A 19594-nucleotide genomic window follows, 5' to 3' on the forward strand; every position below is an offset into this window, starting at 1 on the left:
GGTATGTTTGATTAGTTCGGGGCTTTTTGGCTGAACACGGTGCGCGACAGGATGTTCAGGCCCAGCACGCTGAACGTCACCAGCAGTGCCCCGCCCCAGGCCAGCGAGCGCCAGTTGTCGTACGGGCTCATGGCGAACTGGTAAATCACCACCGGCAGATTGGCCACCGGCGCATTCATGTCGGCGCTGAAGAACTGGTTGTTCAGCGCGGTAAACAACAGCGGCGCGGTTTCGCCGGAGATGCGGGCCACGGCCAGCAGCACGCCGGTCACCACCCCGGCCTTGACGGCGCGCAGGCGCACCATCATGGCCACTTTCCAGCGCGGCGCGCCCAGGGCGAAGGCCGCTTCCAGCAGGCTGTTGGGCACCAGCTTGAGCATATTGTCGGTGGTGCGCACCACCACCGGCACGGCGATCAGCGACAGCGCGATGGAACCGGCGTAGCCCGAGAAATGCTTCACGTTGGCCACGTACAGCGCGTAGACGAACAGGCCGATCACGATGGACGGTGCCGACAGCATGATGTCGGTGACGAAGCGGGTCACCTGCGCCATCTTGTTTTCTTCGCCGTATTCGGCCAGGTAGATGCCGGCCAGGATGCCGATCGGGGTCGACACCAGCGTGGCCACGCCCACCATCATCAGGCTGCCGACGATGGCGTTCAGCAAGCCGCCGCCTTCGCTGCCGGGGGCCGGCGTATTGGCGGTGAACATGGTGTAGTGCAGTGCGGAGAAGCCGTTGATCAGCAGCGTGGCCAGGATCCACAGCAGCACGATCAGGCCGACCGACATGGCCATCACCGACAGCGCGATGCCGACACGGTGCACCAGCAGGCGCTTGCGGTAGACCGCATTCATGGGGGTAGCTTGCGACATTATTTCACGCCTTCCTTGCGGGACATGCCGGCCAGCATCAGCTTGGCGGCGGACAGGACAATCAGGGTAATCACGAACAGGATCAGGGCCAGGGCATACAGCGAGGACACATGCAGCGTGCTTTCCGCTTCAGCGAATTCGTTGGCCAGGGTGGAGGCAATCGAGTTACCGGCCGCGAACAGCGACCAGGACAGCTTGTTGGCGTTGCCGATGACGAAGGTGACCGCCATGGTCTCACCCAGCGCGCGGCCCAGGCCCAGCATCACGCCGCCCACCACGCCGCTCTTGGTGTACGGCAGCACCACCTTGCGCACCACTTCCCACTTGGTGCAGCCCAGGCCGTATGCCGATTCCTTCAGCACCGCCGGCACGATCTCGAACACGTCGCGCATCACCGAAGAAATGAAGGGGATGATCATGACGGCCAGGATCAGGCCGGCGGTCAGGATGCCGATGCCCATGGTCGGACCGCTGAACACGGAACCGATGATGGGCAGCTGGCCCAGGGTGGCCTTCAGGAAAGGCTGCACGTGATCGCCGAACAGCGGCGCGAACACGAACAGGCCCCACATGCCGTAGATGATGGACGGCACGCCGGCCAGCAGCTCGACTGCCGTGCCCAGCGGGCGGCGCAGCCAGACCGGGCAGATCTCGGTCAGGAACAGCGCGATGCCGAAGCTCACCGGGAAGGCGATCAGCAGCGCGATGCCGGCCGTGGCCAGGGTGCCGACGATGGCGATCAGCGCGCCGTAGTTGTCATTGACCGGGTCCCACTCGACGGTGGTGATGAAGGCCGGGCCGAAATGCTGCAGGGCCGGCATGGCGCCCAGGATCAGCGAAACGATAATCCCCACCAGTACGAACAGTACTGACAGGGAAAAGGCCATCGTGACTTTGTGGAAAATGAAATCCTGGATGCGTTGCTTGCGCATGGTCGAGAGCATGGCGGCATTGGACACTTCTGTCATGGCGGGCTCCGACATAGTGATCGGCGGGGAGGTGATGTCTGCGCTCATAGAGTGTGGTGTGGTTCTGGGTGGGGGCTGGCGGATTCGCAAGAACTCGGCGGGTGTCCCGCCGAATCCTTGCGGATCCGGCCCTCCTCGGCACGCCGAGGAGGCCGCGAAACTTAGTAGATGGCCTTGCCCGAAGCATCTTTCAGGCTGGCTTTCCACGAATCCTGCACCAGCTTCACCACCGAAGCAGGCAGCGGCACGTAGTCCAGGTCGGCGGCAGCGGCGCCACCGTTCTTGAAGGCCCAGTCGAAGAACTTCACCACTTCCTTGCCCTTGGCTGCGTCAGCCTGGGTCTTGTGCATCAGGATGAAGGACACGCCGGTGATCGGCCAGGAGGTCTTGCCGGCCTGGTCGGTCAGCACCACGCCGAAGCCCGGGGTCTTGGTCCACTCGGCATTGGCGGCGGCAGCTTTGAAGTTGTCGTCGTCAGGCTGCACGAACTGGCCATCCTTGTTCTTCAGCTGGGTGTGCGCGATCTTGTTCTTCTTGGCGAATGCCCACTCCACGTAGCCGATCGCGCCCTTGATGCGCTGCACGTTGGCGGCCACGCCTTCGTTGCCCTTGCCGCCCACGCCCACCACCCACTTCACGGCGGTGCCGGCGCCAACCTTGGTCTTGAACTCAGGGTTGGTCTTGGACAGGTAGTCGGTCCACAGGAAGGAGGTGCCGGAACCGTCGGCGCGGTGCACCACGGTGATTTCATCCGCAGGCAGTTTCACGCCCGGATTCAGGGCGGCGATCTCGGCGGCGTTCCACTTGGTGATCTTGCCCAGGTAGATGTCGCCCACGACCTGGCCGGTCAGCTTCAGCGCGCCAGGCGCCACGCCGTCCAGGTTCACCACCGGCACCACGCCGCCCATGATGGCCGGGAACTGGGTCAGGCCTTCGGCATCCAGCTCTTCGCCTTTCAGCGGGCTGTCGGTGGCGCCGAAATCGACGGTCTTGGCTTTGATCTGCTTGACGCCTGCGCCGGAACCGACGGACTGATAGTTCAGGCCGTTGCCGGTGGAAGCTTTGTACGCTTCAGCCCACTTGGCGTAGATCGGATAGGGGAACGTTGCGCCTGCGCCGGTTATGTCCGCTGCGGAGGCGGTGGAGAAGGCGACGGCAGCGGTAGCGCCGATAACCAGGGAGGTGAACAACTGTTTCATACGCATATCAATGTCCTTAGGGGTTGTGACGGTTTGAATGCTGCGCAGTCTACCGAGCCAATATGACAGCTTTATGACATGTGAAAAAATAATCAAAACACCTGCTTCAGAGGGGATAGTACCCGGTTTTGCGCGAAATATGACAAGCGTGACAAGCGTGCGGCCGGGCTTTTGTCATGGAGTTGTCACAATTAACATCTACACTGGGCCGCGTCCAAAGTGGGCTAGAATTAACCATCTGCAAAGATAAAGTGACACACAACACCATGAAGCCTGACCTGCGTTCGGAAACAAACAAGCACGGTATTTTCCTCGACCGCGAACTCTCCCAGCTGGCCTTCAACCGGCGCGTCATGGCGCAAGCGGCCGACCCCGCCGTGCCGCTGCTGGAAAGGCTGCGCTATTTATGTATCGTCAGCAGCAACCTGGACGAATTCTTCGAAGTGCGCGTGGCCAGCCTGCTGGCGGCCGCCGCCACCGACGGCAGCAGCAGCGTGCTGCACCCTGCCCTGGCCGCCAACCTGCGCCGCATTTGCGACGAGTGCCACGAGCTGGTCAAGCTGCAATATGAACTGCTCAATACCGAAGTGCTGCCCCAGCTGCAGCAGGCCGGCATCCACCTGCTGCGCCACACCCAGCGCAACGAAGCGCAGCGCGCCTGGGTCAAGCAGTATTTCGAGCGCGAAGTGCGCCCCCTGCTCACCCCGATCGGCCTGGACCCGGCCCACCCCTTCCCGCAAGTGGTCAACAAGAGCCTCAACTTCATCGTCTCGCTGACCGGCAAGGACGCCTTCGGGCGCGGCACCGCCATCGCCATCGTCAAGGCGCCGCGCGTGCTGCCGCGCGTGATCCGCCTGCCGGACGAACTGTCGGACGCCGGCGGCGTGTCCTTTTGCCTGCTCTCCTCCATCATCCACTCGCACATCTCGGACCTGTTCGCCGGCCGCGAAGTGATCGCCTATTCGCAGTTCCGCGTCACCCGCGACTCCGACTTGTGGGTGGACGAGGACGAAGTGAAGAACCTGCGCCAGGCCCTCAAGGGCGAGCTGCAGGGACGCCAGTTCGGCACCTCGGTGCGCCTGGAAGTGGCCAAGAACTGCCCGCCCGAGCTGTCGCAGTTCCTGCTCGACCAGTTCGCGCTGGACAACAGCCGCCTGTACCAGGTGGACGGGCCGGTCAACATGGTGCGCCTGACCGAGATCATCAACAACGTGGCCCACCCCGAGCTGCGCTTCCCGCCCTTCTTCCCCGGCGTGGCGCACAAGACCGCCACCACCGACATCTTCGGCACCCTGCGCCAGCAGGACATCCTGCTGCACCACCCCTACCAGTCCTTCCAGACCGTGATCGACTTCATCCGCGCCGCCGCGCTGGACCCGAGCGTGGTGGCCATCAAGCAGACCATCTACCGCACCGGCATGAACTCGGACCTGATGGAGTCGCTCATCACGGCCGCGCGCGCCGGCAAGGAAGTGACGGTGATCGTGGAACTGATGGCGCGCTTCGACGAAGAAGCCAACATCAACTGGGCCGATAAGCTGGAACAGGCCGGCGCGCAAGTGGTGTACGGCGTGGTAGGCCTGAAGACGCACGCCAAGGTGGCGCTGGTCATACGCCGCGAGGAAGCCGGGCTGCGCTTCTATTCCCATCTGGGCACCGGCAACTACCATCCCACCACTACCAAGCTGTACACCGACTTCGGCCTGCTGACCAGCAATGTGGAGCTGGGCCACGACGTGAACGAAGTGTTCATGCACCTGACCAGCCTGACCAAGCCGCAAAAGCTGAATCACCTGTGGCTGGCGCCGTTCGCGCTGCAAAACGAAGTGATCAAGGCCATCCGCAACGAGGCCAAGATCGCGCGCGCCGGGCGGCCGGGCCGGATTATCGCTAAAATGAACGCGCTGGTGGACGAATCGGTGATCCGCGCGCTGTACGCGGCCTCCAAGGATGGCGTGAAGATCGACCTGATCGTGCGCGGCGCCTGCACCCTGAAGCCGGGCGTGCCCGGCCTGTCCGAGAACATCCGGGTGCGCTCCATCATCGGCCGCTTCCTGGAGCACAGCCGCATTTACTACTTCCGCAACGACCTGACCCACGACGTCTACCTGGGCAGCGCGGACTGGATGAGCCGCAACCTGTTCCGCCGCATCGAGGTGGCATTCCCCATCCTGGACCGCGCGCTGAAGCGGCGCGTGATTGCGGAAGGCTTGAACCCTTACCTGAAGGACAACAGCAACGCCTGGGAACTGGAGCCGACCGGCCATTACCAGCGCCGCCGCCCGCGCGGCAAGCAATCCCTGTTCAGCGGCCAGCAGTACCTGATGCACACCCTGGGCACGCCGGGCGGCGAGGTGGACGATTAACCGGCAAACATCAACGCAAAGGGGTAGACCATGGACCTGATCTTATGGCGTCACGCCGAGGCCGACGAAGCGGCGCCCGGCCAGTCGGACCTGGAACGCGCCCTCACCGGCAAGGGCCAGAAGCAGGCGCGCCGCATGGGCCAGTGGCTGGATTCCCAGCTGCCGGACAATTGCCGCGTGCTGTCCAGCCCCGCCCTGCGCACCCTGCAGACCGCCGAAGCGCTGGGCCGCAAGTTCAAGATCCACAACGACCTCGCGCCGGGGGCGGACGCGGCCGACGTGCTGAAAGCGGCCAACTGGCCGGGCGCCAGGGAAACCGTGCTGGTGGTGGGCCACCAGCCCACCCTGGGTCAGGCGGCGGCGCTGCTGATGACGGGCGACGACCAGGACTGGGACATCCGCAAGGCCAGCGCCTGGTGGTTCGTGCAGCGCGATCCGGGCGATCCGGACAGCCTGTACCTGAAAGCGGTGATGGCGCCCGACCTGGTGGTGAAATAAAGGGCGCGGCCCCGCAACAAGGGGCAAAGTGCGGCTTGAAAAGCAAAACGCTTCTGCTAAAGTTTAGTTGTATCAACTCTAGGGAGCAGCCGTCCCAAAGACGGTTGAAAACGTATGTTTACCCTTCTCACCATGGGCATTTTTGGCGGCATGATTGCACTCGTTGTGTATGAGCTGATCCAGGAGTCCAGTGGGAGCCATCACAAACTATCCGATCGCTATCACGAATAGCCTGCCGCCGCGCGGAACCGGGCGCCTTGAGCTGACGCTAAAGGCGCCTTTGTCGTTTACATGCCGGTTTTAAACTTGGTATAGATGCGGGTAATGGCGCGGCGCACGTCGGCCGGCACCGCCTCGGGGGCGATCATGCGCTGCATGTCGGCCGAAGGCAGGAACACCGTCTTGTTCTCCGCGATATCCTTGCGCACGAACTTGATGCCGGCCTTGTTCGGGTTGGCATAGAACACCTTGTTGGTCAGGCTGGCGTGCACGTCCGGCCGCAGGATGTAGTTGATGAACACATGCGCATTGTTCGGGTGCGGCGCGTCGGCCGGGATGGCCATGGTGTCGAACACCAGCGCAGCCGAGGTCTTCGGCACCAGCACCTGGATCTGGTTGCCATTCTTGGCGTCGATGGCGCGCTGGCGGGCGATGTTGATGTCGCCGGACCAGCCGAACGCCACGCAGACCGCGCCGTTGGCCATGTCGTTGATGTAGCCGGACGAGCTGAACAGCGTCACGTAAGGACGGATGGCGCTCAGCACCTTGCCTGCTTCGGCATAGTCGGCCGCCTTGGCCGAGTAGGCCGGCTTGCCGATGTACTGCAATGCCGCCGGCAGCACCTCGGACGGCGAATCCAGGAAGGACACGCCGCAGGACTTCAGCTTGGCCGCGTACTTCGGGTTGAAGATCAGGTCCCAGGCATTGTCAGGCATCGGCTCGCTGCCCAGCGCGGCTTTCACCTTGCCGACATTGATGCCCACCGTGGCGTAGCCCCACAGCCAGTCCACCAGGTATTCGTTGCTGGGGTCGATCTTGGCCAGCTTGGCCTGGATTTGCGGGTCCAGGTTGGCCAGGTTGGGCAGCTTGGACTTGTCCAGCTTGCGCAGCTGCCTGGCGTCGATCTGCAGCCTGGCCCATGGCGCGGTCGGCACCACGATGTCGTAGCCGGATTTGCCGGCGGCCAGCTTGGAGTTGAGGATTTCGTTGTTGTCAAAAACGTCATAGCGGACCTTGATGCCGGTCTCTTTCTCGAAGTTCTTGATGGTGTCGTCGGCGATGTAGTCCGACCAGTTGTAGATGTTCAGGACTTTTTCTTCCTGCTGCGCCTGCGCCTGCCCCATGATGGCAGCGCCCGCGACCGCGCACGTAGCCAGCACCATCCACTTACCCCAACGCTTCCCCGCCATATGCCTGCCTCCAATAAAAGAAGAATACTCAGAACGCGAGATGATCAGGCATTGCGGCGCTGAATGCAAGCCTCAGACGAGGAAGTCGAACAGCGAGCGCGCCCCGGTGTAGCCGGGCAGCGCCTCGCTGGCGGCAGCCTGCTCCTGCTGGGTGTAATACGCCACCAGCACGTTGGCCTGGGTGGTCAGCGCCTTGGCCAGGTCGGCCTTTTTCGAGCTCAGCGTGCCGATCTCCTTGCTCACCTGCTGCGCCTCGCGCTGGATGCTGCTGTTCTTGCCGGTCAGGCTGTCGATCTTGGCGTCGAACTGGTCGGCCAGGCCCTTGCCCTGGTTGGTAAACAGGCTGGCCACGCCAGCCGAGTCTGCGGCAATCGCGCTTTTCAGCTTTTTCTCGTCCAGCACCAGCTTGCCGCTGCTGTCCACCGTCACGCCCGCCGCCGCCAGCGCCGTCTTCGACACCCCGCCGCCGCCCTGCACCAGCGCATTGAGCTCGCGGCTGGCCTGGCCCAGCGCCAGGTCGGACTTCAGCTCGCCCTTCTGCAGCGCGGTCAGCTTGTTGTTCAGGTCGTTGTAGGCGTTGACGAAATTGGTGACGTTCTGCGCGATCTGGGCGCTGTCCTGGCTCACTGTCACGTCGGTCTTGCCGGCGCCGGTCAGGGTCACGCTCACGCCTTCGATGGCGTCCTTGAGCGTATTGCCGGCGCTTTTCACTTCCTTGCCGTTCACGGTGGCCAGCGCGTCCTGCGCCGCTTGCGCCTGGGTCAGGCCCTGGGCGGTGGGGCTGCTGTTGGCTGCAGGGTTGTAGGAAACCAGGCTCTTCACCGCCGCATCGCCTGACACGCTGATGCGCAGGCTGTTCGCTTCGCCGTTCTCACCCTTGACCTGCAAGGCGTAGCCGGCGCCGCTCTTGACCACGCTGGCGTCGATGCCGGCTTCCTTGAAGGCGGCGGCAATGCCGTCCAGGGTGTTGTTCTTGCTGTCGATCGTGATGGTCTTGGCAGCCGTCTTGCCCGGTGTGAACTTGTCCTCGCCGGCCACGCCAAATTCGACCTTGATGGTGGCCGGCGAGCCGGTGCCGATCTTGGTGGTGGAGGCCGCCAGCTGGTCGCTGTTGAGGATCTGCCCTTGCGCCAGCTGCTTCACGTCGACCGCGTAGGTGCCGGGCTTGGCGGTGCCGCCGGCGCTCACGGTCAGCACGCCCTTGGCGGAGGAGCTGGCCGAGGTGCTCAGGCCGCTGCCGGCCAGGCGCTCGGCAATCGACTGGAAGCCGGTCAGCGCGCTTTGCAGCTGGCCCAGGCCGGACAGCTTGGTCTGGTCGCGCGCCAGGCTGGTGTTGAGCCTGGCGACCGTGCCGGCCTGGCTGGCCAGGGTGCGCTCCACCTTGGCCAGCACCGACGCGGACGGCGTGGACGGGTTGCCGTATGCCCCATATCCACCATATGCCGCCGTACCGGTCAGGTTGCCGTAATTACCCGGGATTGTGTTTGCCATTTGTGCCATCCGATCAATGTGGAAGACATGATAAGGTCTTCGCCTATCCCGCGATACGGCAAACAGAGCGGAATAAACCGGCCGTATCAGCGCATGAACTTGCCGATCGCGGCAACCGCAGCCGCATCGGGACTGATGAATTGTAGGCCTACTTTCACATCATCGCCGCTAAAGATGCAATAAGTTACTTTTGAGCGGCAGCTGATGATGACGGGCTTGCCCTCCACAAACATCTCAAATGAAACCTGCCCCATCTGCCCGGCAGGCACCATGTGGCCCATGGTGACCGACATGCCGGTGGGGCCGACGTCGATGGTGCGCGCCGGCGCCGGCTTGGCGCCATCCATTACCACCACCGCTTTTGCGCGCAGGATTTTACGGGTTGTCTGCCTTTGATCTACTAGCACTGTGCTTCCTGAATTCGTGAATACTGTGAATGCTGTTTACGCCTGTCAGGAGCGCATCTCTGGTAGCGCTCCACAAGCCTTCATTTTACTGCGCATTCACGATTGATGCAGGCTGAAGTTGCCGGGCGGTCAAACTTGCAGATGACTACCTTATTGCAGTTCGCGCAACTTGTTGAACGCATCGTCGATGCGCTCCACCGCCACGATGGTCATGCCTTCGATGGCCTGCTTGGGCGCGTTCGCTTTCGGTATCATCGCGATCGAGAAACCCAGCTTGGCCGCCTCGCGCAGGCGCTCCTGGCCGCGCGGCGCCGGCCGGATCTCGCCCGCCAGGCCCACCTCGCCGAACACCACGAAGCCGCGCGGCAGCGCCTTGCTGCGCATCGACGAATTAATCGCCAGCAGCACGGCTAGGTCGGCCGCCGGTTCGGTGATCTTCACCCCGCCCACCGCGTTGATGAACACGTCCTGGTCGAAGGCGGCAATGCCGGCGTGGCGGTGCAGCACCGCCAGCAGCATGGCCAGCCGGTTCTGCTCCAGGCCCACCGACAGCCGGCGCGCGTTCGGCAAATGGCTGGCGTCCACCAGCGCCTGGATTTCCACCAGCAGCGGGCGGGTGCCCTCCTGCGTCACCATCACGCAGGAGCCGGGCACCTGGTTGTCGTGCTGGGACAGGAACAGCGCGGACGGATTGGATACCCCCTTGAGGCCCTTGTCCGTCATGGCAAACACGCCCAGCTCGTTGACCGCGCCGAAGCGGTTCTTGATGGCGCGCACCAGCCGGTAGCTGGAATGGTTGTCGCCCTCGAAGTACAGCACGGTGTCCACGATGTGCTCCAGCACGCGCGGGCCGGCCAGCGCGCCCTCTTTCGTCACGTGGCCCACCAGGATGATGGTGATGCCGCTCTGCTTGGCCATGCGGGTGAGCTGGGCCGCGCATTCGCGCACCTGGGCCACCGAGCCGGGCGCGCTGCTGAGCGCATCCGAATACATGGTCTGGATCGAGTCGATCACCGCCACCTGCGGTTTCAGTTCGGCCAGGGTGCCCAGCACCTTCTCCAGCTGGATTTCCGCCTGCAGCTTGAGGTCGCGCGCGTCGATCGCCAGGCGCTTGGCGCGCAGCGCGATCTGGGCGCCGGATTCCTCGCCGCTCACGTACAGCACGCTCTTGGCGTGCGACATATGGGCCAGCGCCTGCAGCAGCAAGGTGGACTTGCCGATGCCCGGGTCGCCGCCGATCAGCACCACGCCGCCGGCCACCAGGCCGCCGCCCAGCACGCGGTCGAATTCCTCGATGCCGGTAGGGAAGCGCGGCACGTCCAGGGCCTCGATGTCCTGCAGCGACAGCACCGGCGCGGTCTGCGCCAGCGACAGGTGCTGCGGGTTGGAATAGCGGTTGTTGCCGGCACCGGACTCCATCACGGTTTCCACCATGGTGTTCCACTGCTGGCAGGCGCCGCACTGGCCGGTCCATTTGCTGCTGGTGCCGCCGCATTCGCTGCAGGTGTAGTTGGTCTTGGCCTTGGCCATGCTCAGCCCTCCACCACGCGCACGCGCGGCGCCAGCGCGCACATCAGCTCATAGCCGATGGTGCCGGCGGACGCGGCCACCTCGTCGATCGGCATGCCCTCGCCCCACAGCACCACCCTGCTGCCCACGCGCGCGTCCGGCAGGCCGTCCAGGTCCACGGTCAGCATGTCCATCGACACCCGGCCGACTATGCGGGTGCGCACGCCATCGACCAGCACCGGCGTGTCCTGCGGCGCGTGGCGCGGGTAGCCGTCGGCGTAGCCGCAAGCGACCACGCCGATGCGCATCGGGCCGTCGGCCTGGAAGCGGCTGCCGTAGCCGACGCAGTCGCCGGCCACTATGTCCTGCACGGCAATCAGTTCGCTGCTCAGCGTCATGGCCGGCAGCAGGCCGAACTGCTCCGCGCTCTTGCCGCCGGGCGAGCCGCCGTACAGCATGATGCCGGGGCGTATCCAGTCGCTCACCAGTTCGGTCCCCAGGGTGCGGGCCGATTCGGGCATCTGGAAGATGCCCGCCGAGTTGGCCAGGCTGAGCGGGCCGGGCAAGCCGGCCGTCCCGGCCGCGAACCGGCGCAGCTGCTCGCCGATGGGCAGGCGCGCATGCGCCGTTTCGTCGGCATTGGCGAAGTGGGTCATCAGCGTGATCTCGCCCACGTGCGGCAGCGCGCGCAGGCGCGCATGGGCGGCGGCGAACTGTTCCGGCTTGAAGCCGAGGCGGTTCATCCCGGTGTTCATTTTCAAATGCAGGTTGAGCGGCTGGGCCGAGGCGGGCAGCCGCGCCGCCTCGATCAGCGCCAGCTGCTCTTCGCTGTGCACGGCGCCGTTGATGCCGTGCGCGGCCATCATGGCCACGTCGGCCGCGTCGAAGCCGCCTTCCAGCAGCAGGATGGGCTTGGTCCAGCCCAGTTCGCGCAGGCGCAGGGCATTGTCCGGCTCGATCAAGGCCAGCCCGTCCGCCTCCACCAGGCCGCGCATGGCCCGTTCCAGGCCGTGGCCATAGCCGTTCGCCTTCAGCACACCCCACACCTTGCTGCCCGGCGCGCAGGCCCGCGCGCGCGCCAGGTTGTGCTGCATGTTCTGTATATGAATGGTTGCGACGATCGGCCTTGGCATGGTGTGAAATCTGGGCGGTGAGCGAAGCCGGTATTCTACCGGAAGCACCAGCGTAAGCGGCAGGCCCTGCAGGCGCAGAGGCAGCAAAAGCAGCCACAGCTCACCAGTCATTTCCATTCGGAAACATTGAGCTATAGGCCGAATGGAGGGGCCGGGACATCCGGTTGATTTCTTGGGAATACCAGTTATTCATGGTATAAAGCAAGCCGAGATTAGTTTCCAGGCCTTCCAGTATGAATCGTGGTTTTTATACCATCATGGCAGCGCAGTTCTTTTCGTCACTGGCAGACAACGCGCTGCTGTTCGTGGCTATCGACCTGCTGATTTCCATGAAGTCCCCGGCGTGGCTGACGCCGCTGCTGAAGTTGTCGTTTGTGCTGTTCTACGTACTGCTGGCCGCCTTCGTCGGCGCTTTCTCGGACGCCCTGCCCAAGGGCCGGGTCATGTTCATTGCCAACATGATCAAGATCCTGGGCTGCGCCATGATCTTCTTCCACATCCATCCCCTGCTGGCCTATGCCATCGTGGGTTTCGGCGCGGCCGTGTATTCGCCCGCCAAATACGGCATCCTGACCGAACTGCTGCCGGCTGAAAAACTGGTGGCGGCCAACGGCTGGATCGAGGGCCTGACCGTCACCTCCATCATCCTGGGCACCGTCATGGGCGGCGCGCTGGTGACCGGCCGCCTGTCCACCCTGCTGCTCAATATCGATATCCCGCTGATTGACACCGGCATCGACACCAGCACCGAGGCGGCGCTGTGCGTGCTCGGCCTGACGTATGTACTGGCCGCCATCTTCAACCTGCGCATTCCGGACACCGGCTGTATCTACCCGCACCAGGAACGCAATCCGATCAAGCTCATTGTCGACTTCTCGAACTGCTTCACGCTGCTGTGGAAAGACAAGCTGGGCCAGATCTCGCTGGCGGTCACCACGCTGTTCTGGGGCGCCGGCGCCACCTTGCAGCTGATCGTGCTCGAATGGGCACAGCGCTCGCTGGGCATGCGCTACGACCAGGCCACCAGCATGGTGGGCATGGTTGCCATCGGCATCGCCTTCGGCGCCGTGATGTCGGCGCGCTTCGTCACGCTGCGCAAGTCGCTGTCGGTGATCCCGCTGGGCATCCTGATGGGCGTGATCGTGATGGGCATGACGATGGTGTATTCCACCTGGCTGGCCTATCCGCTGCTGGTGGTGATCGGCGCCATCGGCGGCTTCTTCGTGGTGCCCATGAACGCCCTGCTGCAGCATCGCGGCCATGTGCTGATGAGCGCGGGCCACTCGATCGCCGTGCAGAACTTCAACGAGAACCTGTCCATCCTCACCATGCTGGCCATGTACTCGCTGATGATACGTTTGCACCTGGCACTGAACACCATCATCGTGCTGTTCGGCCTGTTCATCGCCGGCGTCATGCTGTGCGTGATGTGGCTGCACAAGGCCAACCAGCGCGAGCACGATTCGCTTGCGCTGATCGGCGAAGCCAAGCACTGACCTTCAGGCACTGAGCCTACGGGGGCAGCAGCCCCTGCTCACGGCGCGCCGCAGCCCGCGCGCGCCAGTCGTCCGGCGCCACAAAACCCCGCTCGCGTTCCACCAGCCAGCCGTCGCGCTCCACTACGGACGCCACCATCACCGGCGCCATCTCCAGTTCAAAGCGCGCCAGCACGGCCTGCACCACGCGCGCCGCGTCCAGCGGCACCGCGCTGTCCACCGCAGCGATGGAGTTGATTCGCGCCGGCCCGGCATCCGGCATGACACCGGCAGCGCGGGCTGCCACCCGCACTTTCAGCGGCGCCAGCCACTGCAGGCGCGGCATCACCACGTATTGCTGGTCCGGCTGCGCGGCGCCGTTGCGGCCGCCGGCAAATTCGCTTAGCGTGCTCCAGTAGCCCAGGCAATGTCCAGGCGAGATGCCCGCCAGTGCGTGCGGCGAGCCTTGGGGATAGAACAGCCAGCCCTTCACCAGCGCCTGCGCCTTGTCCACCGGCTGCGGCAGCAGGGGCTGCGCGGCCGGGTGGTTGGCCAGCTCCAGCTGCTTGGCGAAGGTCTTGCGCATCTTGACGCCCAGCGTGTCCGCCAGGTTGGGCCCGACCAGGTGATTGAAGCTGGCCGCGCCGGCCGTGTCGTCCAGCAGGTAGAACTTGGTGGCGAACTCCCAGTGCAGCAATTCGCTGCCGTGGCGCAGCAGGAAATCGAACTCGCCCACGGTGTCGTTGCGGTTGGCGCGCACTTGCAGGCCGTGCGCCACCAGCGTTCCGTGCTGCGCGAAATAGAAGGCCATCAGCTTCTCGGCGTACAGGCCGAGACGCGAGTAGAAACGCTCGCCAAGCGCGGCGTCCAGCGGCGAGGGATCGCGCTCCAGCCCGGCCAGCCAGGCGGCCGCCGGTGGCAGCACGGGGCCCAGCGTGGCGATGCGGTTGTGCCAGTGCGGCGAGGCGGGATCGAGCAGGTCCGGCGCGTCCAGCAGCCAGGCCAGCGCGCGCACGTGGGGACGGGTCAGGTGGCCCCAGGTGCGCTCGAATCGGGTCTGATAGGTTTCGGCGCCGCCCGGCATGGTGGCGAATTCCGCGCCGGGCATGGTGGCCGGCGCGGCTGCGGGCGCCGCGTCAGGCCCGGCCGGCATGGGCCGCTTTCGCCAGGCACAGGTCGGACCATGCCTTGGCCTTGTCGGCCGGCTTGCGCAGCAGGTCGGCCGGGTGGTAGGTGGCAACGGTGGGGATGCCGTCGTAACGCAGCACCTTGCCGCGCGCAGCGGCGCCCAGCAGGCCCTTGCCCGCCGTATGGCCCAGCGTGACGATCATGCGGCTGCCCGCCAGTTCCAGCTCGCGCTGCAGGTAGGGCCGGCAGGCCGCCAGCTGTTCGGGGTTGGGCAGGCTGTCGCTGCCGTCTTCCGCCACGGGCGGGCGGCACTTCACCAGCGTGGTGACGTAGGCGTCTTCGTCCGGCGTGAGCGCGATGGCTTTCAGCATATTGTCCAGCAGCTGGCCGGCTTCGCCCGTGATGGCGCGCACTTGCTGTTCGTCCGCAGCGGCGGGCGCGGTGCCCAGCACCAGCCATTGCGCGTGCGGGTCGCCGCGCCCTGGCACGGCGGCCAGGCGGCTATGGCACAAGTCGCAGCGCGTGCAGGTGGCAACGGCCGCTTGCAGCGTGGCCCAGTCCATGTCGGCGATCTGCAGGCCGGCGGCCGGCTGCGCGCGCGCCGGTGCGGCGGCGGGCACGGGGACGTCGTCGAACCAGGCGGTCGATTCCGGCTCCTCGGCGCCGGCTGCGGCAGGCCGCGATGGCGCAGCCTGCACCGGCTTGGCGGGCGATTTCGTGACCGTGGGCGGCGGCGTGGCAGGCATGGGTGCGTCGTCGAACCAGCTGGTGTCGTCGCCGGCGGCAGCGCCGGGTGCCGGGCGTGCAGCGGGGGCCTGTGCCACGGGGGCCTGCACTGCGGGAGGCAGCACTGCGGAAGGCTGAGCTGCGGAAGGCTGAGCTGCGGAAGGCTGAGCCGCGGCGGGCCGGGCTGCGGGAGACTGGGCCGCCATAGGCTGCGGCGCAGCAGGCTGCCGAACCGGTTCAGGAGCTTGATGCGGCGCCGCATCAGCTTCGTGCCCGGCGTACGCCGCCATCACCGCAGCGGCCAGGTCGGCCTCCCCGGCAGTCTCGGCAACCTCATCCGCATAGCCCGTGCCGGCGTCGCCGGGCGCCGGATTGCGCAAACGCCACTGCACGCCCACGCCCATCTCCTGCAGGAAGACTTCGTTGCGGTTCATAACATATAACGCATCACGATCGCGTCCTCGCGTTGCTGGCCGCCGGCCGGGTAATAACCCTTGCGGCGGCCGATCTGTTCAAATCCATATCGCTCGTACAATTCGAGCGCGCGCGTATTCGACGGCCGCACCTCCAGCAGCATCGACTCCATCCCAAGTCCGCGCGAACAGGCCACCGACTGGTTCAGCAGGAACCGTCCCAGCCCCTGCCCCTGCCACTCCTGCGCCACCGCCACGTTCAGCAGATGCGCCTCGTCCACCATCTGCATCACCAGGAAGTAGCCCATCAGCTGCATGGACTGGTTGCGCAGTACCCAGGCGTGGTAGCCGCTGGCCAGGGAGTCGGCGAAATTGCCCCGGCTCCAGGGATAGGGATAGACCCTTTCCTCCAGCGCCACCACCTCGTCGATATCGCTTTCCTGCATCGGCGCGTAATTGAGCCGCGCCAGATCCCACACTGGCTTCATGCGCCGGCCTTTGCAGCATTGATCTCGCGCCGTTCCGCGCTGGTGTAGGCGATCTTGTTGCGCAGGTAAAGCGGCTGCGCATCGGCCGCCTTGACGGCCTGCCCGGCCGCGAACGCGATGCGGCCCAATTGCGCGATCTGCGCCGCGTGCGGCATCACGTCCGCGTGCGCGCCGGCCGCGAACGCCTTGCCCGCCAGCGCCTCGGCGTAGGCCGTGAAACCGTTGCCGCAAGCCGTCACCGCGCCCTGCGGCGCTACCGCGTCCGGCGTGGACAGCGCCGGCGCCAGCACCGCCACCGGCGCGCCGCCATCGACGCGGTACTGCGCCCAATAGACTTCGCCCATGCGCGCGTCCAGCACGGCCAGGATAGCGCTGCCGCCGTGCTGCTGGTGGCAGGCCAGCGCCATGGCGTCCAGCGTCACCACCGGCACCAGCGGCAGGCCGGCGCCATAACCCAGTCCCTGGGCGATGCCGCAGGCGGTGCGCACGCCGGTAAAGGAACCGGGACCGGAACCGTAGGCGATAGCATCGCAATCGCGCAGGGCCACGCCGGCTTCGGCCAGCAGTTCCTGGATCATCGGCAGGATGGCCTGCGAGTGGGTGCGCACGCCGGACGAAGAGCGCGTGGACAGCTTCCCGCCGCGCAGCAGCGCGCAGGAAGCCATTTCAGAAGATGTTTCAATTGCAAGTATGGTAGACATGCCGTATTTTAACCCGCCAAAGCCGGCCTGCGCGGGTCCCGGAACATCAAGGTACAATACCGCGCATGCATAGCACTACCTTACATTCAGATAACCGCGCCGAAGTGGCGCAGGCGCTGGCGCAAGACCGTTGGATCGTCGCCTGCCTGTGCGCTGCCTGGTGCGGCACCTGCGCCGGCTACCGCGCCGCCTTCGACGAACTGGCCGCCCGCCATCCTGACAAATACTTCCTGTGGGTCGATATCGAGGACCATGCCGACGTGGTCGGCGACCTCGACGTGGAGAACTTCCCTACCCTGCTGATCCAGCGCCACGAGCAAGTGGCCTTCTTCGGCACCATGCTGCCGGACCCGAACGTGGCGCACCGCCTGATCCTGGCGCAGGCGGCCATGGACGACGCGGAACTGGCGCGCTACGCGCAAAGCAGCGAAGAGCGCCGCCACTGGCAGCGCGCCTGCAATCTGCGCACCCTGCTCAGCGCAGCCTCCTGATCCAATCCGATCCGATCCAATCCAATCCCGGCCAGGCCAGGCCGGAGCTCAGGCCAGCCTGAGCGGCAGGCTGCGCAAGCGCTGCCCGGTCAGGGCGAACACCGCGTTGGCTACTGCCGGCGCCACCGGCGGCACGGCCGGCTCGCCCATGCCTTCCGGCGGTTCCGCGCTCAGCATAATGATGGTTTCCACTTTCGGCGCCTGGTCCATGCGCAGCACGGGATACTGGTGGAAGTTGGCCTGCTCCACCTTGCCGTCCTTGATGGTGATCTCGGCGCCCAGCGCAGCGGACAGGCCGAACACCACCGACGACTCCACCTGCTGCGAAATGATGCCCGGGTTGACGGCAATGCCGCAGTCCACCGCGCACACCACGCGGTGCACGATGATCTGCTTGTCCACCACCGACACTTCGGCTACCTGCGCCACGATGGTGCCGAAGGACTGGTGCAGCGCCACGCCGTGCGCGCGGCCTGCCGGCGGCTGGCCGGCCTTGTCCACGGCAGCGTTGAGCACCGCCAGGTGGCGCGGATGGCGGTTCAGCATGCCGCGCCGGAAGCTCGCGCCGCTCTGCCCTGCCGCGTGCGCCAGCTCGTCGATGAAGCTCTCCTTGAAGAAGGCATTGTGCGAATGCCCCACCGAGCGGAAGTAGCCGACCGGCACCGCGCTGTCGGCGATGATGTGGCGGATGCGCTGGTTGGGGATCTCGTACTGCATGTCGAACTCGCCCTCGGCCGTGGTCTTGTCCGGCCCCGCGCCCGGCAAGCCCAGGTTGCGCTTGAAGAACTGGTGGCCGATCGAGGCGCTGACGGACTGGTTGTCCCAGGCTGCGATATTGCCCGCCGCATCCAGGCTGGCGTTGAAGCGCGCCAGCGCGGCGGGCCGGTACACGTCGTGCGTGGTGTCGTCCTCGCGCGACCAGATCAGCTGCACCGGCGCGCCATTGCACTCCTTGGCCACCGCCACCGCCTGCGCGATGAAATCGGTCTCCAGGCGGCGCCCGAAGCCGCCCCCCAGCATGGTGATCTCCAGCGTGACATCGGCCGCGCTCACGCCCGCCGCCTTGGCGGCCGCGTCGATCGCCAGCGAGGGCGCCTGCGTGGACACCCACAGCCGCACCTTGCCGTCCTTGACCTGCGCGGTGCAGTTGAGCGGCTCCATGGCGGCATGCGCCAGGAAAGGCGAGCGGTACTCCGCCTTCAGCGTTTTCACCGCGCCGGGCGCCTCGGCAACGTCGCCCACCTCGCCCACGGTGTAGTAGACGTGGCCGTCCTCGTCGTCCAGCTGGCGGGCGAATTGCCTGAACACTTCGGCGCTCGACAGCTTGCCGTTCACGCCCTCCAGCCAGACCACCGGCAGCGCGGCTGCCGCCTGCCTGGCTTGCCAGTAGTGCGCCGCCACCACGGCCACGCCGGCGCCGGCGCCGGTTTTTTCCGCCAGCGCCGCGGAAAAGTCCACCACGCGCGACACGCCCGGCATCTTCAGCACCGCCTGCGTATCCGCGCTGGCCACGGCGCCGCCTATCACCGGCGACATCCTGACCGCCGCATACAGCATGCCCTCGGGCCGCACGTCCAGCCCGAACACGGCGCTGCCGTCGGACTTGGACGGCGAATCGCGGCGCGCCACGGCGGTGCCGATCAGGCGGAACTGGCCCACGGTTTTCAGCCGCACTTCACCCGGCGTCATGCCGGCCGCTGCCGCCACCAGGCTGCCGTAGCTGGCGCGCTTGCCGTTCGGGTGCGCCACGTGGCCGTCCTCGGTGAAACACTCCAGCGAACGCACTTTCCACTCGCGCGCGGCAGCCTCGATCAGCAAGGCGCGCGCGGTGGCGCCGGCTTCGCGCATCGGCAGCCACAAGTCCTTCACGCTGGACGAGCCGCCCGTCATGTTGATGCCCAGCTCGCGCCCCAGCTTGGACACCAGCCAGCCCGCCAGGCGCTTGCCGCGCCCGTCCTCGTCCGGATGGAAGGGCAGGCTGTCGGCCAGGATGGCCACATTGCCGTAGATTTTGTCGTGCGGCGCCTGCACCAGCTTCACCTGCGCCAGCGGCACGTCCAGCTCCTCGGCCAGCAGCATGGGCAGCGCCGTATGAACGCCCTGCCCCATTTCGCTGCGCGCCATGGCCACCGTCACGGAATTGTCCGGCGCGATGGCGACCCAGCCGTTCAGCGCCACCGCGCCGCCGGAACCGGGCAGCGGCACCTTGCCGCGCACGCGCTGGCGCGCCGGCAGCGCACCCCAGCCAACCACCATGGCGCCCGCCACCGCGGTGGCGCTCAACAGAAAACGGCGGCGCGACAACTTCATAGAGTCC

General features: G+C 65.7%; 17 protein-coding genes. 4 read left to right on the top strand and 13 right to left on the bottom strand.

The window, feature by feature from the left end:
- Positions 1–11 precede the first annotated feature (11 nt).
- The 3 genes from pstA to pstS all read right to left on the bottom strand — a co-directional run bounded on the left by pstA (position 12) and on the right by pstS (position 3042).
- The gene (gene pstA / locus ASC94_RS29360) at positions 12–875 is read right to left on the bottom strand and encodes a phosphate ABC transporter permease PstA (protein ID WP_056404704.1); all 864 of its coding nucleotides are present in this window, start codon (positions 873–875) and stop codon (positions 12–14) included.
- Positions 875–1843, bottom strand: coding sequence for a phosphate ABC transporter permease subunit PstC (pstC, locus tag ASC94_RS29365; RefSeq protein ID WP_229417446.1), 969 nt, complete (start codon positions 1841–1843; stop codon positions 875–877). Before pstC ends, pstA begins: the two co-directional genes overlap by 1 nt.
- 161 nt (positions 1844–2004) lie before the next feature.
- Positions 2005–3042: a phosphate ABC transporter substrate-binding protein PstS gene (pstS, locus tag ASC94_RS29370; protein WP_373888142.1), complete on the bottom strand. Its 1038-nt coding sequence runs from the start codon at positions 3040–3042 to the stop codon at positions 2005–2007.
- Between the two features lie 266 nt (positions 3043–3308).
- Between pstS and ppk1 the strand changes: the two genes are divergently transcribed.
- Positions 3309–5408, top strand: a complete 2100-nt coding sequence (ppk1, locus tag ASC94_RS29375; protein WP_056404707.1) for a polyphosphate kinase 1 — start codon at positions 3309–3311, stop codon at positions 5406–5408.
- Between the two features lie 30 nt (positions 5409–5438).
- Complete coding sequence (sixA, locus tag ASC94_RS29380) at positions 5439–5906, top strand: phosphohistidine phosphatase SixA (protein WP_056404708.1); 468 nt, start codon at positions 5439–5441, stop codon at positions 5904–5906.
- 287 nt (positions 5907–6193) lie between these two features.
- Here sixA and ASC94_RS29385 read toward each other — a convergent pair whose 3' ends face one another.
- The 5 genes from ASC94_RS29385 to alr all read right to left on the bottom strand — a co-directional run bounded on the left by ASC94_RS29385 (position 6194) and on the right by alr (position 11855).
- On the bottom strand, positions 6194–7315 hold the full coding sequence (locus ASC94_RS29385) for a polyamine ABC transporter substrate-binding protein (RefSeq protein ID WP_056404709.1): 1122 nt from the start codon (positions 7313–7315) through the stop codon (positions 6194–6196).
- Between the two features lie 72 nt (positions 7316–7387).
- The gene (gene fliD, locus ASC94_RS29390) at positions 7388–8806 is read right to left on the bottom strand and encodes a flagellar filament capping protein FliD (protein WP_056405409.1); all 1419 of its coding nucleotides are present in this window, start codon (positions 8804–8806) and stop codon (positions 7388–7390) included.
- 86 nt (positions 8807–8892) lie between these two features.
- Positions 8893–9213 carry a PilZ domain-containing protein gene (locus ASC94_RS29395; RefSeq protein ID WP_056404711.1) on the bottom strand — a complete coding sequence of 107 codons (321 nt, stop codon included), beginning with the start codon at positions 9211–9213 and terminating at the stop codon, positions 8893–8895.
- A 150-nt stretch (positions 9214–9363) separates the two neighbouring features.
- Complete coding sequence (gene radA / locus ASC94_RS29400) at positions 9364–10743, bottom strand: DNA repair protein RadA (protein WP_056404713.1); 1380 nt, start codon at positions 10741–10743, stop codon at positions 9364–9366.
- A 2-nt stretch (positions 10744–10745) separates the two neighbouring features.
- Positions 10746–11855, bottom strand: coding sequence for an alanine racemase (alr, locus tag ASC94_RS29405; protein WP_056404716.1), 1110 nt, complete (start codon positions 11853–11855; stop codon positions 10746–10748).
- Between the two features lie 233 nt (positions 11856–12088).
- Here alr and lplT point away from each other — a divergent pair, with 233 nt between their 5' ends.
- Positions 12089–13351, top strand: a complete 1263-nt coding sequence (gene lplT, locus ASC94_RS29410) for a lysophospholipid transporter LplT (protein WP_056404718.1) — start codon at positions 12089–12091, stop codon at positions 13349–13351.
- A gap of 16 nt (positions 13352–13367) precedes the next feature.
- On the opposite strand, the gene ASC94_RS29415 is transcribed toward lplT, so the two are convergent.
- From ASC94_RS29415 to tsaB, 4 genes are read right to left on the bottom strand one after another with little or no spacing between them, the layout of a single operon-like run.
- Complete coding sequence (locus ASC94_RS29415; protein WP_157201677.1) at positions 13368–14438, bottom strand: DUF1853 family protein; 1071 nt, start codon at positions 14436–14438, stop codon at positions 13368–13370.
- 28 nt (positions 14439–14466) lie between these two features.
- On the bottom strand, positions 14467–15618 hold the full coding sequence (locus tag ASC94_RS29420; RefSeq protein ID WP_056404720.1) for a uracil-DNA glycosylase: 1152 nt from the start codon (positions 15616–15618) through the stop codon (positions 14467–14469).
- Positions 15615–16085 carry a ribosomal protein S18-alanine N-acetyltransferase gene (gene rimI, locus ASC94_RS29425; RefSeq protein WP_056404723.1) on the bottom strand — a complete coding sequence of 157 codons (471 nt, stop codon included), beginning with the start codon at positions 16083–16085 and terminating at the stop codon, positions 15615–15617. Before rimI ends, ASC94_RS29420 begins: the two co-directional genes overlap by 4 nt.
- The gene (gene tsaB / locus ASC94_RS29430) at positions 16082–16786 is read right to left on the bottom strand and encodes a tRNA (adenosine(37)-N6)-threonylcarbamoyltransferase complex dimerization subunit type 1 TsaB (RefSeq protein ID WP_056404725.1); all 705 of its coding nucleotides are present in this window, start codon (positions 16784–16786) and stop codon (positions 16082–16084) included. The genes rimI and tsaB overlap by 4 nt, the downstream gene beginning before the upstream one ends.
- A 65-nt stretch (positions 16787–16851) precedes the next feature.
- On the opposite strand from tsaB, the gene ASC94_RS29435 reads away from it, so the two are divergent.
- Entirely contained in the window at positions 16852–17277 is a 426-nt protein-coding gene (locus ASC94_RS29435) for a thioredoxin family protein (protein WP_056404727.1), read from the top strand.
- A gap of 48 nt (positions 17278–17325) precedes the next feature.
- On the opposite strand, the gene ASC94_RS29440 is transcribed toward ASC94_RS29435, so the two are convergent.
- A complete protein-coding gene (locus ASC94_RS29440) occupies positions 17326–19587 on the bottom strand; it encodes a molybdopterin cofactor-binding domain-containing protein (RefSeq protein WP_056404730.1) in 2262 nt (753 codons plus the stop codon).
- Positions 19588–19594: the final 7 nt, after the last annotated feature.

Origin of the sequence: Massilia sp. Root418 (assembly GCF_001425265.1) — a bacterium.
In the GTDB taxonomy this organism is placed as follows: domain Bacteria; phylum Pseudomonadota; class Gammaproteobacteria; order Burkholderiales; family Burkholderiaceae_D; genus Rugamonas.